The sequence below is a fragment of the Kitasatospora sp. NPDC049285 genome (assembly GCF_040678815.1).
GTDB lineage: Bacteria > Actinomycetota > Actinomycetes > Streptomycetales > Streptomycetaceae > Kitasatospora.
Genome location: NZ_JBFAQR010000001.1, coordinates 150,475 through 164,004 on the forward strand (window position 1 = coordinate 150,475; position 13,530 = coordinate 164,004).

A 13,530-nucleotide genomic window follows, 5' to 3' on the forward strand; every position below is an offset into this window, starting at 1 on the left:
GACACCGTCGCGGCGTGGATGGAGGCGCATCACACGACCAGCGGGCCGTGGGGCGCGGTCGGTAGCGGGCGTCGCCGACCGTCCGGCCGTGGCAGGGAGCCGGGGCGCGACACCCGCCGGGCGGAGCCGTGACGGACGACCCGCTGAGCGCCCACGGCATCGTCCGCCGATTCGGCGGCCTCACCGCCGTCGACGGCGTCGATCTGACCGTGCCGGCCGGGCGGATCACTGCCCTGGTCGGGCCCAACGGGGCAGGGAAGAGCACTCTGTTCGACTGCCTGGCCGGCGCGGTGCGACCCGACGCGGGCCGGGTGGTGCTCGCCGGACGGGACGTCACCGGCCTGCCCGACCACGCCCGCGCCCGCCTCGGCCTCGCCCGCACCTTCCAACAGCTCGCCGTCTTCCCGGACCTGACCGTCGCCGACAACGTCCTGCTCGGCGCCGAACACGGCCGCACCGCCCACCCCGGCCTGCACGGCACCCGGCTGCGACTCGCCCGCCTCCGCGCGGCCGCCGCCTCCCGCGCCGTCGGCCACCGGCTCGGCGGCGGCCCACCGCACGCCGCCGCGCGGGACGCCACCCGGCGCGCCCTGGACCTGTTCGGCCTGGCGGAGCAGGCGAGTTGGCCCGCGGACCGGCTGCCGCCCGGTGCGCTGCGGCTGGTCGAACTCGCCCGGGCCGTGGCCGCCGCACCCACCGTCCTGCTGCTCGACGAACCCGCCGCCGGACTCGACACCGCCCAGACCGCCCGCCTCACCACCGCCCTGCGCGCCCTCGCCACCGACGGCCTGGCCCTGCTGGTGGTCGAACACGACCCCGACCTGATCGGCCGCCTCGCCGACACCGTCCACGTCCTGACCCGCGGCCGGGTGGTAGCCGCCGGTCCGGCGGCCGGGGTCCTCGCCGATCCTGCGGTGGCGCGGCTGTGGGGCAGGGAGTGACGATGCGTCGGAGCGCCCCCGCCGCCGGGCCGGAGGCCGACTGGGCCCCGGATCTGATCGGCCGGCTCGCTGACACCGTTCACGTGCTGGCCCGCGGCCGGGGTTCTCGCCGATGCGGCGCTGGCGCGGCTGTGGAGTGGGGAGTGACGATGCATCGCAGCGCCCTCGCCGCCGCCCGGCCGGAGGCCGACCGTGCCCCGGAGCCGGCCGGCCGACTCGCCACAGCCGTCCACGACCTGACTGTGTGCGTGGAGGTGCCAGGTGACGCTTGAGTGCGCAGGGTTGACGGTCCGGTACGGCCTGCTGGAGGCGTTGCACGGCATCGACCTGGTGTTCCCGCCTGGGCGGGTGACCGTCCTGCTGGGGCGCAACGGGTCCGGGCGCAGCAGTCTGCTCGGCGCCCTGTCCGGCGCGCTGCGCCCGGCGGTCGGGCAGGTGCGCTGGGACGGCCGGGAGGTGACCGCGTGGGGGGTGCCCCGTCGGGTGCGGGCGGGGATGCGGCTGGTCCCGCCCGAGCGGGGCGTCTTCGGTTCGCTGACGGTCGCGGAGAACCTCGGCCTCGGCGCGCCCACCGGTACCGAGGCCGGTGCGCTCTTCCCCGAGCTGCCGCCCCTGCTGACCCGCCCCGCCGGCACCCTCTCCGGCGGGCAGCAGCAACTGGTCGCCCTGGCCCGCGCGTTGCTCGCCCGCCCCCGGGTCCTGCTGCTCGACGAACCCGCCCGGGGCCTCGCCCCGCCCGCGGTCGCCCGCCTCCACACCGCCCTGCGTCAACTCGCCACCGACGGTGGCACGGTGGTGGTCGCCGAGCAGTCCCTGCCACCCGCGCTCACCGCCGATAGCCTGGCTTACGTCCTCACCCGCGGCCGCGTCACGTTCCAGGGCGAGGCGGCGGAACTGCGCCCACCGGACGGCTGGGCCCGCGCCGACCGCTGAACCGAATGCCGGGCGCGGGCGTCTGGTCCGGTGTATCCCGTGCATCCCGGGCGTACCGCGAGTCGCGTACGCTCTCGCACCAGCCTTCCGACTCCGGTGGAGCCATGGACCAGACCGCATCACTGTCAGCACCCGCCCGCCGCATCCGGCGGATCGTGCTGGCCGGCCCGGCGATCCTCGCCGTGCTGTTCGTCGCGTTCTACGTGCAGCGGCCGCTGCACCGTCGCGGCGGGTGGCAGCCCTGGGTCTTCACCTTCAACGGCGTGGTGTTCCTCGCCCTGGCCGGGCTTGTTCCGGCCGCGCTCGGCGTGTGGGCGCTGGCGCGTCGGCGGCGGGCCGCCGGTACGGCGCCTGGGTGGGCGTGGCGCCGGTCGCTGGCCGAGGTCGGCATGGTCTACGGGACGCTGCCGTGGGTCTGGATGATCCTGTTGCCGGGCGAGCGGGCCGGCGACGCCTCGCGCCAGCGGGTGAGCCTGGTCCCGCTGCGGGACCTGTTCGAGATCGTCGCCGCCGGGCCGCTGGGAGCGACGCTGCAGATCGGCGGAAACCTGCTGGTCTTCGCGGCGCTGGGGTTCTTCGGCCCGATGCGGTTCGCCCGGCTGGCATCGGCGTGGCGGGCGCTGGCGCTGGGGGCGGCCTGCTCGGTGCTGGTCGAGACCGCGCAGTACGTCTTCGAGCTGGACCGGGTGTCCTCGGTGGACGACGTCCTGGTCAACGCCGCGGGGGCCGGGCTGGCCGCGCTGGCGTCGCGCCGCTGGTGGCGCGACGCCGACGCGAAGTCGACCGGCGCCGACGCCGGGGAGCCGAGCCGCGTCCGGTCCGGGTCGGCCTGACGCCGTCTCCGCGTGCGGGCAGGCGCGTGCTGGTCGCCGAGGACGCCGCGCAGTGACCGACCCGGCGGTCGGGCGGCGTGGAGCGGTGGTGCGGCAGAATCGGCGGGATGGACGCGCAGCCGCTCATCTTCCTCGACGTAGACGGTCCGCTGATCCCGTTCGGCGGGCAAGCCGACGAGTACCCGGCCCGCCTGACCGAGCGTCAGATCATCGCGGCGGTCGGTGTGGCGAGCCCGCTACTGTCCCGGCTCGACCCGGCGAACGGGCCCCGGCTGGCCGCCCTGCCCGGCCGACTGGTGTGGGCCACCACGTGGATGGCGGACGCCAACGCCTGCGTCGCCCCGCTCCTCGGCCTGCCGCCGCTGCCGGTGATCGACTGGCCGGACCCGACCGAGGACGAAATCCGCGACGTCGAGGCCGGGTTGCACTGGAAGACCCGCCCACTGGTGACCTGGGCGGCCGGTCAGCCGTTCGCCTGGGTGGACGACGAGATCACCCCCGCCGACCGCTCGTGGGTCGCCGCCCACCACCCCGCGCCCGCACTCCTCCGCCGGGTCGATCCGCGGACCGGACTGACCGACGACGACTTCGCCGCGCTGGACTCCTGGCTACGCGCCCAGGTTTGACGGGGCGCCCGGTCGGCGGACAGCAGGGTCGACGGGGCGTCAGGCGTCCGGGGGGACGGTGCCGCCCAAGGCGCGGAGGAGGAAGGGGAGCAGGCGGTCGGCGGTGTGGCGGGCGGTGGCTGCGTCGACCTCGGCGGGGGACTGCGGGGTGAGGAAGAACCGGGTCATGATCGGTCCGAGGAGCACCTCGCCGAGCAGGTCGGCGTCCTCGACGGGCGGGATCTCGCCGCGCTCGACGGCGAGGTGGACGACGGCCGTGACCCGGCGGTAGACCGGGGCGAGGAAGGCGGTGGCCAGCGCCTCGGCCAGCGCGGTGTTGTGCGCGGCCTCGCCGATCAGCGCCCGCATCAGCCGGCCGCTCTCGCCCGTCACGGTGGTGGCCTTGTCGTGCAGGACGACCCGCAGGTCGCCCGCCAGGGTGCCGGTGCCTGGTGGGGTGTCGGTGTCGGTGGGGGTGTGCACGGCGGCGGCCGCGATCACCAGCTCCTCCTTCGAGGACCAACGGCGGTACAGCGTCGCGGTGGAGACCCCCGCGCGCGCCGCCACCGCGGCGGTGGTCAGCCCGCCGTAACCGCTCTCCGCCAGCACCGCCAGGGTGGCCTCCAGCAGCGCCCGGTCGCGCCCCGCGTCCCGGGGCCGGCCCCGACGCGGCGCGGCGACGGGAGCGGACGGAGGGGAGCCGGGGGTGGACGGCAGGGAGCCGGGGGTGGTCTGCGGGGCGGTCGGGGGCGTGGAGCGGGCCATGTCGCCAGTCTAGATGCCCAAAGTAGAAACGAAATCGTTTCGTTTCGTTTATGCTCGCCGCATGAGCGCCCTCACCGAAGACCGCCGGTCGTTCGACCCCGCGGCCACCGTCGCCCGTCTGCACACCGCCTTCGCCTCCGGCCGGACCCGGCCGCTCGCCTGGCGCAAGGCCCAACTCCGAGCGCTGCGCACCCTGTTGGTCGAGCAGGAGGCCGCCTTCGCGCAGGCTCTGCACGCCGACCTCGGCAAGAGCGCCACCGAGGCGTACACCACCGAGATCGGGTTCACGATCAACGAGATCGACCACACCCTGCGCCACCTCGACCGCTGGCTGCGGCCCCGCCGGGTCCCCGTGCCGCTGTCGCTGCGCCCGGCCCGGGCCCGCACGGTGCGCGAACCGCTCGGCACCGTGCTGGTGATCAGCCCGTGGAACTACCCGCTGCAGCTCGCGCTCGCGCCACTGATCGGCGCGCTCGCCGCGGGCAACTGCGCGGTGGTCAAGCCCAGCGAACTCGCCCCCGCCACCTCGGCGGCGCTCGCCCACTGGCTGCCCCGCGCCCTCGACCCGCAGGCCGTCGCCGTGGTCGAAGGCGGCGTGCCGGAGACCACCGCCCTGCTGGAACAGCGCTTCGACCACGTCTTCTACACCGGCAACGGCGCCGTCGGACGCATCGTGATGACCGCCGCCGCCCGCCACCTCACCCCCGTCACCCTGGAACTCGGCGGCAAGAGCCCCGCCGTCGTGGAACCCGGCGCCGACCTGGCCACCGCCGCCCGCCGGATCGCCTGGGGCAAGTTCATGAACGCCGGCCAGACCTGCGTCGCCCCCGACTACGTCCTCGCCGTCGGCGAGGCCGGCGCGGCGATCGAGCCGCACCTGACCGCCGCGATACGCCAGATGTACGGTGCCGACCCGGCCCGCAGCGCCGACTACGGCCGGATCGTCAACGAGCGCCACTTCGACCGGCTCACCCCGCTGCTCGCCGACGGACGGATCGTCACCGGCGGCGACCAGGACCGCGCCACCCGCTACCTCGCCCCCACCGTGCTCGCCGACGTCGACCCGGACGCCCCCGTGATGCGCGAGGAGATCTTCGGCCCGATCCTGCCGATCGTCCGCGTCCCGGACCTGGACGCCGCCATCGCCTTCATCACCGCCCGCGACAAGCCGCTCGCGCTGTACGCCTTCACCGCCTCCGCGCACACCAAGCGCCGGCTCGCCGCCGAGACCTCCTCCGGCGCCCTCGCCTTCGGCGTGCCCAACGCCCACCTCACCGTCCCCGGACTGCCGTTCGGCGGCGTCGGCGAGAGCGGCCAGGGCGCCTACCACGGCATCCGCTCCATCGACACCTTCAGCCACACCAAGGCCGTCCTCGACAAGCCCCTGCTCGCCGACCCCCTCCGCCTCGCCTACCCGCCCTTCACCCCCCGCAAGTCCGGCCTGCTGCGCCGCCTGCTCTGACGGTCGGACGACTCCTGAACCCGGCGGCTCGGTGTGTCGAGGGGCCGCGCGGGTCCGGCCGTCACGTGAGGGGGCGGCCCCAGACCTGCTCCGTGCGGGCGGGGTCGGCGAATCGGCCCAACTGGCCCACGTCGACCCAGGAGCGGCCGGCTCCGTAGTTGTAGGGGAGCAGGGAGTCCGTCACCTCGCGCGGCGCGAGGCTCTTGTCGTACATCGCGACCAGCCCCTCCCCGGTGTCGGCGAACACGTACCGCTCGGCGTAGACCTGGCCGTCGTGTTCCCACTCGTGTCGCACGACGGGCGTCTGCAGGACGGTCTCGAACCACGCGGCTGCGGCTTCGGCGAGCACCCGGGAGGTGCCGGTCGCCTCCATGGCCAGGTCCGTCGGCTCCTCGGGGAGGTAGTACATCTCATGGTGACCATGGATCAGGTCGCCGCGGACCGTGGGGCCGGCCATGTGCACCCCGAAGGTGGCCAGGTGGGTCCTGCGCTCCGGGTCGCTGACGTGGGCGACGGCCAGCAGGGCGGCTTCGTCCTCGTTGCGCATCACCTCGCTGTGGGTCACCGGGAGGGTCCAGTCGGCGGTGCGCTTCCGGAGCGCGGACAGGAAGGCGAGTTCGCCGGGGCCGAACCTGTACCAGTGGTAGTAGCGGGGAGGGCGGAACCACGGATTCTCGGACACGGCGGCCACTGTAGAACCTGACCCCACTCGCACTACCGGACAATCGGAGCCTGGTGCCCGGGCCGTGGTGACGGGAGGCTCAGCTCGGGCCGCCGAGGTGGCGGTTGCGGGTGGTGCGGGCGGACCGGAGTTCGGCGGCGGGGAGCCGGGTGAGGTCGGCGAGGGCGGCGGTGACGGCGGCGGCGAGCGCGTCGCGCAGGGTGGCGGGGTCGTCGGTCTCCGGGACGACCTGGTCGACCAGGCCGGTGGCGGTGAGGGCGGTGGCGGTGATGCCCTGGGAGCGCGCGAGTTGGGGCGCGTGCTCACCGTCGCGGTGGACGATCGCCGAGGCGCCCTCCGGCGGGAGCGGTGCCAGCCAGGCGTGTTGGGCGGCGATCACCCGGTCGGCCGGGAGCAGGGCGAGCGCGCCGCCGCCGGTGCCCTGGCCGAGCAGGACGGCGAGGACGGGGGAGCGCAGCCCCACCAGGGTGGTCAGGCAGTGCGCGATCTCCAGGGCGATGCCGTCGAGTTCGGCTTGTACGGAGAGTTCGGCGCCGGTGGTGTCGATGACCGTGAGAAGCGGGAGGCCGAGCTCCTCGGCGATCTGGGCCTGCTGCCGGACGGCCCGCAAGTCGGCCGCCGTGAAGGGGAGTTCCGGCGCGCCGGGGGCGGGCCGCTGCTGGGCCACGACCATCACCGGGTGGCCGCCGATCAGCGCCAGGGCCCGGACCAGGGCGCTGTCGCCGTCCAGCGGGAGGAACAACTCGGCGGTGTGGTGCAGCAGTTCGAGTGCCGTGAGGCGGTCGGGGCGGCGGGTGCGCAGCACCGACTCCCAGGCGTCGGACGGCGGCGACGGGAGGATCGGGATCGCTGCGGCCGACACTTCGGGAATCGCCGCGACCGGGGCCTCGGTGTTCGCCGCGTCCGGGACCTCCGGGATCGCCGCGTCCGAGGCCTCCGGGGCGGCGGCCGGTGAACCCGGCTGCGCGGTCAGGACGGTGAGGGCGCGGGTGAGGAAGTCGCGCAGCCGCTCGGGCGGGACGACGGCGTCCACCCGGCCGTTGGCGGCCAGCGTCTCGGTGCGCTGGACGCTCGGCGGGAGCGGTTCGCCGCGCAGTTCCTCGTAGACGCGCGGACCGAGGAAGCCCAGGCGGGCCTCGGGTTCGGCGAGTACCAGGTGGCCGAGGGTGCCCCAGGAGGCGAAGACACCGCCCATGGTGGGGTTGCGCAGGTAGGTCAGGTACGGGAGGCCGGCGGCGCGGTGGGCGTGGACCGCGGCGGTGACCCGGACCATGCACAGGAACGCGGCGGAGCCCTCCTGCATCCGGGTGCCGCCGGAGACCGGCAGGGCGAGCAGCGGGAGTCGTTCGGCGGTGGCGCGCAGGACGGCGCGGGTGATCCGCTCCGCGGTGGCGACGCCGATCGAGCCGCCGAGGAACCCGAACTCGCAGGCGATCAGGGCGACCGGCCGCCCGTCGACCAGGGCCCGGCCGGTGAGCACCGCCTCGTCCAGCCCGGTGCGCGCCCGGGCGCGGGCGAGCGCGGCCCGGTACTCCGGGTCCGGATGGTCGGTGGTGATCGGCTCGTCCCAGCTGTGCAGACTGCCGGGGTCGACCAGCAGATCGAGGAGCTGGCGTGCCGTCACCTGGGCCTCCGTCATGGTTCAGGGCTGCTGCGGTCCAGCCGAGCCTATGGGTGTGCGGGCCGCTCCCGGCGGGACGGCGCACGGTGGTGAGCAGGATCACGGGCAGCAGGAGCGACCGCGCCGCCCCGAGTAACCGGTAGCCGCCCGACTAATTGGTATCTGAGATACGGATTAGCTAGAGTCGTCGACGTGAGGCTGACCAAGCACACCGACATCGCCCTGCGCATCGCCATGCGCCTGGCGGTCCTCGGTGCGGACGAGACCCCGACCACCCGCGAGGTGGCCGAGGCGGTGGACGTCCCCTACCACCACGCGGCCAAGGTGGTCAGCCGGCTCCAGCACCTCGGCGTGGTCGAGGCCCGGCGCGGACGCGGGGGCGGGCTCGCGCTCACCTCGTACGGCCGGACCGGGTCGCTCGGCCGACTGGTCCGGGAGCTGGAGGGCGAGGGCGACGTGGTCGGCTGCGAGGACGAGCCGCCCTGCCCGCTGCGGCACGCGTGCCGCCTGCGCGGCGCGCTGCGCCGGGCGCAGGAGGCCTTCTACCAGACCCTCGACCCGCTCACGGTGGACGACCTGGTCGGCCCGCCGACCGGGCCGGTGCTGCTCGGCCTGCCGCGTCACGCCCCGCCCGGGTAGTCGGGTAGGCGTTTCCGGGCCCGGGTTGGAAAAGGCTTTCCCATTCCCTTTAATCCGCATCTCAGATGCGAGTTTGGAGTCAGGATGCTGTCCGAGAAGTCCGCGCAGACGGTTCGCGCCACACTGCCCGTGGTGGGCGGGGCGATCGGGGAGATCACCGGCCGGTTCTACGCGCGGCTGTTCGAGGCCCACCCGGAGCTGCTGCGGGACCTGTTCAACCGCGGGAACCAGGCGGCCGGTACCCAGCGGCAGGCGCTCGCCGGGTCGATAGCGGCGTTCGCCACCGCGCTGGTCGAGCACTCGGACCAGCGGCCGGACGCGATGCTGGCGCGGATCGCGCACAAGCACGCGTCGCTGGGCGTGACGGCCGAGCAGTACCCGGTCGTGCACACGCACCTGTTCGCGGCGATCGTCGAGGTGCTCGGCGACGCGGTCACCCCCGAGGTCGCGACCGCGTGGGACGAGGTGTACTGGCTGATGGCCAACGCGCTGATCGCCATCGAGCGGCGGCTGTACGAGGAGAGCGGCACCAGGGGCGAGCGCCGCCCCTACCGGGTGGCGGCGCGGACCGCCGAGACCGCGGACGTGGCGACCTTCCTGCTGCACCCGGCGGACGGCGGGCCGGTGCCGCCGCACCGGCCCGGGCAGTACGTGTCGGTGCAGGTCGAACTCCCGGACGGCGCACGGCAGATCCGCCAGTACAGCCTCTCAGGGCGGCCGGACGGCGGGCTGCAGATCACGGTCAAGCGGGTCGCCGGCGCGCCGGACGGGGAGGTCTCCACCCACCTGCACCGGCACCTGGACGTGGGCGACACGCTGGACGTCAGCGCACCGTTCGGCGACGTGTCGCTTGAGGACGCCGAGCGGCCGGTGCTGCTGGCCTCGGCCGGGATCGGCTGCACCCCGATCATCGGCATGCTCGGCCATCTCGCCGAGACCGGCGCCACCCGCCGGGTGATCGCCGTGCACGGCGACCGCGACCAGTCCTCGCACGCCTTCCGCGCCGAACTCGACCAGCTGGTGGCCAAGCTGCCGGACGCTCAGGCGCACGTCTGGTACGAGCACCCGGAGGGCGAGTGGCCCGCCGAGCGCACCGGCCTGGTCGACCTGGGCGGCGTGAGCGTCCCGGCCGGCACCGTCGCCTACCTGTGCGGGCCGCTGCCGTTCATGCGAGCCGTCCGGGCCCGGCTGCTGGCCGCCGGGGTGCCCGCCGCCGACATCCACTACGAGGTGTTCGGGCCGGACCTGTGGCTGGGCCAGGACGCCTGACGCCCCATCAGGCCGGGCGGCGGGTGCACCGACCGCCCGGCGGATGGGAGCGGGGTCAGAGCGCGGCGGTGATGGCGTCCCACAGCGCGACCCGGGCGCGCAGCGCGGCGCGGACCGTCTCGCCGCACTCGTCCCAGCGGGCCTGGTCGTCGCCGCACAGGTCGATCAGCATCTGCATGGCCATCGGGGTGTGCTGCTCGCCGTCGACCTCGATGTGCCGGGCCAGGTAGTCCTTGAAGACGGTCAGCCGGCCCTCGGCGTCGTCGATGCTGATCACCTGCTCGAACATCTCGGGGATCAGGTCCTCGCGGCCGAAGGCGAAGGCGGCGGCCTGGCAGTGCACCGGGGCGTCCTCGATGATGCCGAAGGTGACGCCGGTGAACTCGGCGGCGGCCTGCGGGATCCCGGCGTCCTTCGCCGCCTGGTCGACCGGGCGGCCGGCCCGGAGCGCGGTGAGGAAGGCCGTCACGGCGGTGGTGTCCGCGCCGGCGGTGGCCATGCCGTCCAGGTAGAGCTCGAAGTGGCTGATGTACCCGTCGCCGAGCTCGTCGCTCTCCTCGACCAGGACGATCTCGTTGATCAGTCTCCGGCTCGCGGTCGGGCCCTCCGGCAGCCACGGCAGCGAGACGCAGGTGAGCTGCCGCTGCAGGGCCTTGAGCAGCGACATGAAGTCCCACACGGCGAAGACGTGGGTCTCCTGGAAGGTCCGCACCTTCTCCAGGGTGTTCAGGGAGAGGTACATCGGGTGGGTGACGACCTCGCGGCGGACCTCCTCGATCGACTCGCGCAGCGAGGTGAGGCCGGGGTGGGTCTTGTCCCAGTGGTAGCGGTCGGTGCTCATGGCGAAGCTCTCCCATGTGGTGTGGAGGGTCGGGAAACGGGGGGCTGCCGGTGGTGGCGGCAGCTGCGGCTCACTTCACGACGGCGCGGATCGCGTCGCGAAGCTGCTCGCGGCTCGGCTGGAGGGCTTGGTCCAGGCCGAGGGCGAAGGGGAGGACCGCGCCGTCGGGGCGGGTCACTCGGCGGGGCGGGGACAGCAGGCGGAAGTCCTCGGCGGCGACGGCGAGCACCTCGGCGGCGAAGCCGGCGAACCGGTTGGAGTCGTCGGCGACCACCAGGCGGCCGGTGCGGGCCAGCGAGTCGGCGAGCGCGGCGCGGTCCAGCGGGTACAGGGTGCGCGGGTCGAGCACCTCCACCGAGATCTCGTCCGCCAACTCCTCGGCCACCGCGAGGGCGTGGTGGACCAGTTGCCCGACGGCGAGCACCGTCACGTCGGTGCCGGCCCGGTGCACGCGGGCCGCGCCGAGCGGGACCGGGGCGAGCGGCGCGGTGACGTCCTCGCGGACGCCGAGCGCGCCGGCCGGGGCGAACAGCACCACCGGGTCGTCGTCCTCGATCGCCGAACTCAGCAGCCCGTAGGCGTCGGTGGGCGTGGCCGGCACCAGGGTCTTGATGCCCACGTGCGCGAACAGGCCGTACGGCTGGTCGGAGTGCTGGCCGGCCCAGCCGGTGCGGGAGCCGGAGCCGGGGACCACCACGGTCAGCGGGACCTTGGCCTGGCCGCCGGTCATCAGGGAGAACTTGTGGGCCTGGTTGGCGAGTTGCTCGAAGACCAGGAAGAGCAGCGAGGGGATCTGCAGTTCGATCACCGGCCGCATCCCGGCCAGCGCGGCCCCGATCCCGGCGGAGGTGAAGGCCTGCTCGGACAGCGGGGTGTCCACCACCCGGTCGGCGCCGAAACGTTGCTGCAACCCGAGGGTCAGACCGGCCAGGCCCGCGCCGACGTCCTCGCCGAGCACGCACACCGCCGGGTCGCGCTCCAACGCGTCCGACAGCGCCCGGTTCATCGCCTTGGCGTACGACAGCAGGCTCATGCCGGTGCCCCCGCCCTGGGCCGCAGCCCGCTCGCGTACAGGAAGTCGTCCGCTGACGCGATGTCAGGAACGGCCGATTCTTGCGCGAAAGTGGAGGCGGACGCCAGTAGTTGTGTGATTTCGGTGTCGATCGCGTCGATTTTCTCGGCGGCCACCGCCCGGCGGGCGAGGGCCAACGGGTCGCGCTCGCGCCAGGCGGCGACCTCCTCGGCGGTGCGGTAGGCCAGCCGGAAGCGGCGCTCCATGGTGTGGTGCGCCTCGAAGCGGTAGGTCAGGCACTCCAGGAAGCTCGGGCCGCCGCCCGCGCGCGCCCGCCGCACCGCGCGTTCGGCGGCGGCGCGGACGGCCTCCACGTCCATGCCGTCCACCGTCTCGGCGGGGATGCCGAACGCCTCGGCGCGGCCGCGCGCCGACCCGCCGACCGCCGCGGCGGCCGGCAGGGTGGTGGCGTAGCCGTTGTTCTCGCAGACGAACAGCACGGGCGCGCGCCAGATCGAGGCCAGGTTCAGCGACTCCAGCAGCACACCCTGGTTCAGCGCGCCGTCGCCGAAGAACGAGGCCACCACCCGGGGCCGGCCGAGCCGTTGGGACGCCCAGGCCGCGCCGACCGCGATCGGCGCGCCCGCGCCGACGATGCCGTTGGCGCCGAGGATGCCCAGCGAGAAGTCCGCGGCGTGCATCGAGCCGCCCCGGCCGAGGTTCAACCCGCCGACCCGGCCCGCCAGTTCGGCGAGCAGTCGGGCCGGGTCGGCGCCCTTGGCGAGCACGTGGCCGTGCCCGCGGTGGGTGGAGGTCAGCTGGTCGTCGGGGTCGAGCGCCGCGCACACGCCGACGGCGACCGCCTCCTGCCCGATGTACGGGTGGGTGCCGCCGACGATCAGTCCGGACTTCACCCAGTCCAGGGCGAGTTCCTCGAACGAGCGGATCAGCCGGATCATCCGGTACCGGCCGGCCGGATCCGCGAGGTGCGGCAGGCTCACCGGCCGGACCGCCACAACACCGGGCAGAACTCCGGGTCCGCGTAGTCCGGTCGGCCGTCCGCGTCGCGGCGCACCACCGCGTCGTGGTTGTACACCACCGGGCTGCCGTCCGGCTTCAGGAACGAGCGGTAGCGGTTGCCGCCGTCCTGCAGGTGCAGCGAGACCGCCCGGCGGGGCTGGGCGGAGCGGTTGGGGCCGCTGCCGTGGTAGGTGCGGCAGTGGTGGAAGGAGACGTGCCCGCGGGGGATCTCGACCGGGATGCGGTTGACCGCGGCGCCGTTGAACTCGGCGTTCTCCGCGAGGAGTTGGTCGAGCTCCGAGCGGTCGCGTTCGGCGAAGTGGCGGGTCGAGTCGTCGCCGCCGGGCCGCTCCTCCCAGCGGTGGCTGCCGTCCACCATGGTGATGGTGCCCATCTCGGTGGTGCAGTCGTGGAACGGCAGGAACGCGGTCAGCATCCGCTGCGAGGTGGAGGTCTGCCAGTAGTGCTTGTCGAAGTGCCAGGGCACCACGTTGCTCGGCTCGTCGGCGACCGGCGGCTTGAAGATCAGCGTCGCCTGGAAGACCCGGATCTCCTCGGCCTGCGCCAGCCGGGCGGCGACCGCGCCGAGCAGCGGCTTGCGCAGGATCCGGCCGATCTCCTCGTGCTCGTAGTGCACGTAGTCGTTGTGCCGCTGCACCGCACCGTCGGCGGGTGTCCAGGACGCCAGGTGCGGCGGGCGGCCGGGCAGTTCACGGTCCCGCTCGCCGCGGTAGTAGCGCTCGGTGGCGGCCTGCAGCAGGTCGAGTTCCGCGTCGCTGAACAGCCGCCGCGACAGGTACCAGCCGCGCTCGGCGTACTCCAGCACCTCCTCGGTGGTGGGCAGCAGCGCCGACTCCTCGTCGGTCAGCGTGAACGGCTCGATGGTGGTGGTCACGTGGGTCACTCC

General features: G+C 74.3%; 14 protein-coding genes. 7 read left to right on the plus strand and 7 right to left on the minus strand.

Annotation, left to right across the window (positions count from 1 at the left end):
• Positions 1–128 precede the first annotated feature (128 nt).
• The 4 genes from AB0K51_RS00655 to AB0K51_RS00670 all read left to right on the plus strand — a co-directional run bounded on the left by AB0K51_RS00655 (position 129) and on the right by AB0K51_RS00670 (position 3,333).
• Positions 129–941 carry an ABC transporter ATP-binding protein gene (locus tag AB0K51_RS00655; protein ID WP_363448910.1) on the plus strand — a complete coding sequence of 271 codons (813 nt, stop codon included), beginning with the start codon at positions 129–131 and terminating at the stop codon, positions 939–941.
• A gap of 261 nt (positions 942–1,202) precedes the next feature.
• Entirely contained in the window at positions 1,203–1,874 is a 672-nt protein-coding gene (locus AB0K51_RS00660) for an ATP-binding cassette domain-containing protein (RefSeq protein ID WP_363448912.1), read from the plus strand.
• A gap of 104 nt (positions 1,875–1,978) precedes the next feature.
• A complete protein-coding gene (locus AB0K51_RS00665; RefSeq protein ID WP_363448914.1) occupies positions 1,979–2,707 on the plus strand; it encodes a VanZ family protein in 729 nt (242 codons plus the stop codon).
• Between the two features lie 107 nt (positions 2,708–2,814).
• Entirely contained in the window at positions 2,815–3,333 is a 519-nt protein-coding gene (locus tag AB0K51_RS00670; RefSeq protein ID WP_363448916.1) for an HAD domain-containing protein, read from the plus strand.
• Positions 3,334–3,372: 39 nt separating this feature from the next.
• Here the strand turns inward: AB0K51_RS00670 and AB0K51_RS00675 are convergent, their stop codons facing one another.
• A complete protein-coding gene (locus tag AB0K51_RS00675; RefSeq protein WP_363448918.1) occupies positions 3,373–4,077 on the minus strand; it encodes a TetR/AcrR family transcriptional regulator in 705 nt (234 codons plus the stop codon).
• Positions 4,078–4,138: 61 nt separating this feature from the next.
• Here AB0K51_RS00675 and AB0K51_RS00680 point away from each other — a divergent pair, with 61 nt between their 5' ends.
• The gene (locus AB0K51_RS00680) at positions 4,139–5,539 is read left to right on the plus strand and encodes an aldehyde dehydrogenase family protein (RefSeq protein ID WP_363448920.1); all 1,401 of its coding nucleotides are present in this window, start codon (positions 4,139–4,141) and stop codon (positions 5,537–5,539) included.
• A gap of 61 nt (positions 5,540–5,600) precedes the next feature.
• Here the strand turns inward: AB0K51_RS00680 and AB0K51_RS00685 are convergent, their stop codons facing one another.
• Together AB0K51_RS00685 and AB0K51_RS00690 are read right to left on the minus strand one after the other, a co-directional pair.
• Entirely contained in the window at positions 5,601–6,221 is a 621-nt protein-coding gene (locus AB0K51_RS00685) for a hypothetical protein (protein ID WP_363448922.1), read from the minus strand.
• Positions 6,222–6,300: 79 nt separating this feature from the next.
• Complete coding sequence (locus tag AB0K51_RS00690; RefSeq protein WP_363448924.1) at positions 6,301–7,845, minus strand: carboxyl transferase domain-containing protein; 1,545 nt, start codon at positions 7,843–7,845, stop codon at positions 6,301–6,303.
• Positions 7,846–8,034: 189 nt separating this feature from the next.
• Between AB0K51_RS00690 and AB0K51_RS00695 the strand changes: the two genes are divergently transcribed.
• Positions 8,035–8,481: an Rrf2 family transcriptional regulator gene (locus AB0K51_RS00695; RefSeq protein WP_363448926.1), complete on the plus strand. Its 447-nt coding sequence runs from the start codon at positions 8,035–8,037 to the stop codon at positions 8,479–8,481.
• Between the two features lie 84 nt (positions 8,482–8,565).
• The gene (locus AB0K51_RS00700) at positions 8,566–9,750 is read left to right on the plus strand and encodes a globin domain-containing protein (RefSeq protein WP_363448928.1); all 1,185 of its coding nucleotides are present in this window, start codon (positions 8,566–8,568) and stop codon (positions 9,748–9,750) included.
• Positions 9,751–9,805: 55 nt separating this feature from the next.
• Here the strand turns inward: AB0K51_RS00700 and AB0K51_RS00705 are convergent, their stop codons facing one another.
• The 4 genes from AB0K51_RS00705 to AB0K51_RS00720 form a co-directional block, all read right to left on the minus strand.
• Complete coding sequence (locus AB0K51_RS00705) at positions 9,806–10,591, minus strand: DUF3050 domain-containing protein (RefSeq protein ID WP_363448930.1); 786 nt, start codon at positions 10,589–10,591, stop codon at positions 9,806–9,808.
• 70 nt (positions 10,592–10,661) lie between these two features.
• Complete coding sequence (locus AB0K51_RS00710) at positions 10,662–11,624, minus strand: transketolase C-terminal domain-containing protein (RefSeq protein ID WP_363448932.1); 963 nt, start codon at positions 11,622–11,624, stop codon at positions 10,662–10,664.
• Positions 11,621–12,604: a thiamine pyrophosphate-dependent dehydrogenase E1 component subunit alpha gene (locus AB0K51_RS00715; protein WP_363448934.1), complete on the minus strand. Its 984-nt coding sequence runs from the start codon at positions 12,602–12,604 to the stop codon at positions 11,621–11,623. The genes AB0K51_RS00710 and AB0K51_RS00715 overlap by 4 nt, the downstream gene beginning before the upstream one ends.
• The gene (locus AB0K51_RS00720; protein ID WP_363448936.1) at positions 12,601–13,518 is read right to left on the minus strand and encodes a phytanoyl-CoA dioxygenase family protein; all 918 of its coding nucleotides are present in this window, start codon (positions 13,516–13,518) and stop codon (positions 12,601–12,603) included. Before AB0K51_RS00720 ends, AB0K51_RS00715 begins: the two co-directional genes overlap by 4 nt.
• Positions 13,519–13,530: the final 12 nt, after the last annotated feature.

What these genes read in the sequence shown, in the direction of transcription:
- AB0K51_RS00665 (WP_363448914.1), top strand. Translation starts at nt 1,979, where the DNA reads ATGGACCAGACCGCATCACTGTCAGCACCCGCCCGCCGCATCCGGCGG.
- AB0K51_RS00705 (WP_363448930.1), bottom strand. Translation starts at nt 10,591, where the DNA reads ATGAGCACCGACCGCTACCACTGGGACAAGACCCACCCCGGCCTCACC.
- AB0K51_RS00675 (WP_363448918.1), bottom strand. Translation starts at nt 4,077, where the DNA reads ATGGCCCGCTCCACGCCCCCGACCGCCCCGCAGACCACCCCCGGCTCC.
- AB0K51_RS00710 (WP_363448932.1), bottom strand. Translation starts at nt 11,624, where the DNA reads ATGAGCCTGCTGTCGTACGCCAAGGCGATGAACCGGGCGCTGTCGGAC.
- AB0K51_RS00700 (WP_363448928.1), top strand. Translation starts at nt 8,566, where the DNA reads ATGCTGTCCGAGAAGTCCGCGCAGACGGTTCGCGCCACACTGCCCGTG.
- AB0K51_RS00670 (WP_363448916.1), top strand. Translation starts at nt 2,815, where the DNA reads ATGGACGCGCAGCCGCTCATCTTCCTCGACGTAGACGGTCCGCTGATC.
- AB0K51_RS00680 (WP_363448920.1), top strand. Translation starts at nt 4,139, where the DNA reads ATGAGCGCCCTCACCGAAGACCGCCGGTCGTTCGACCCCGCGGCCACC.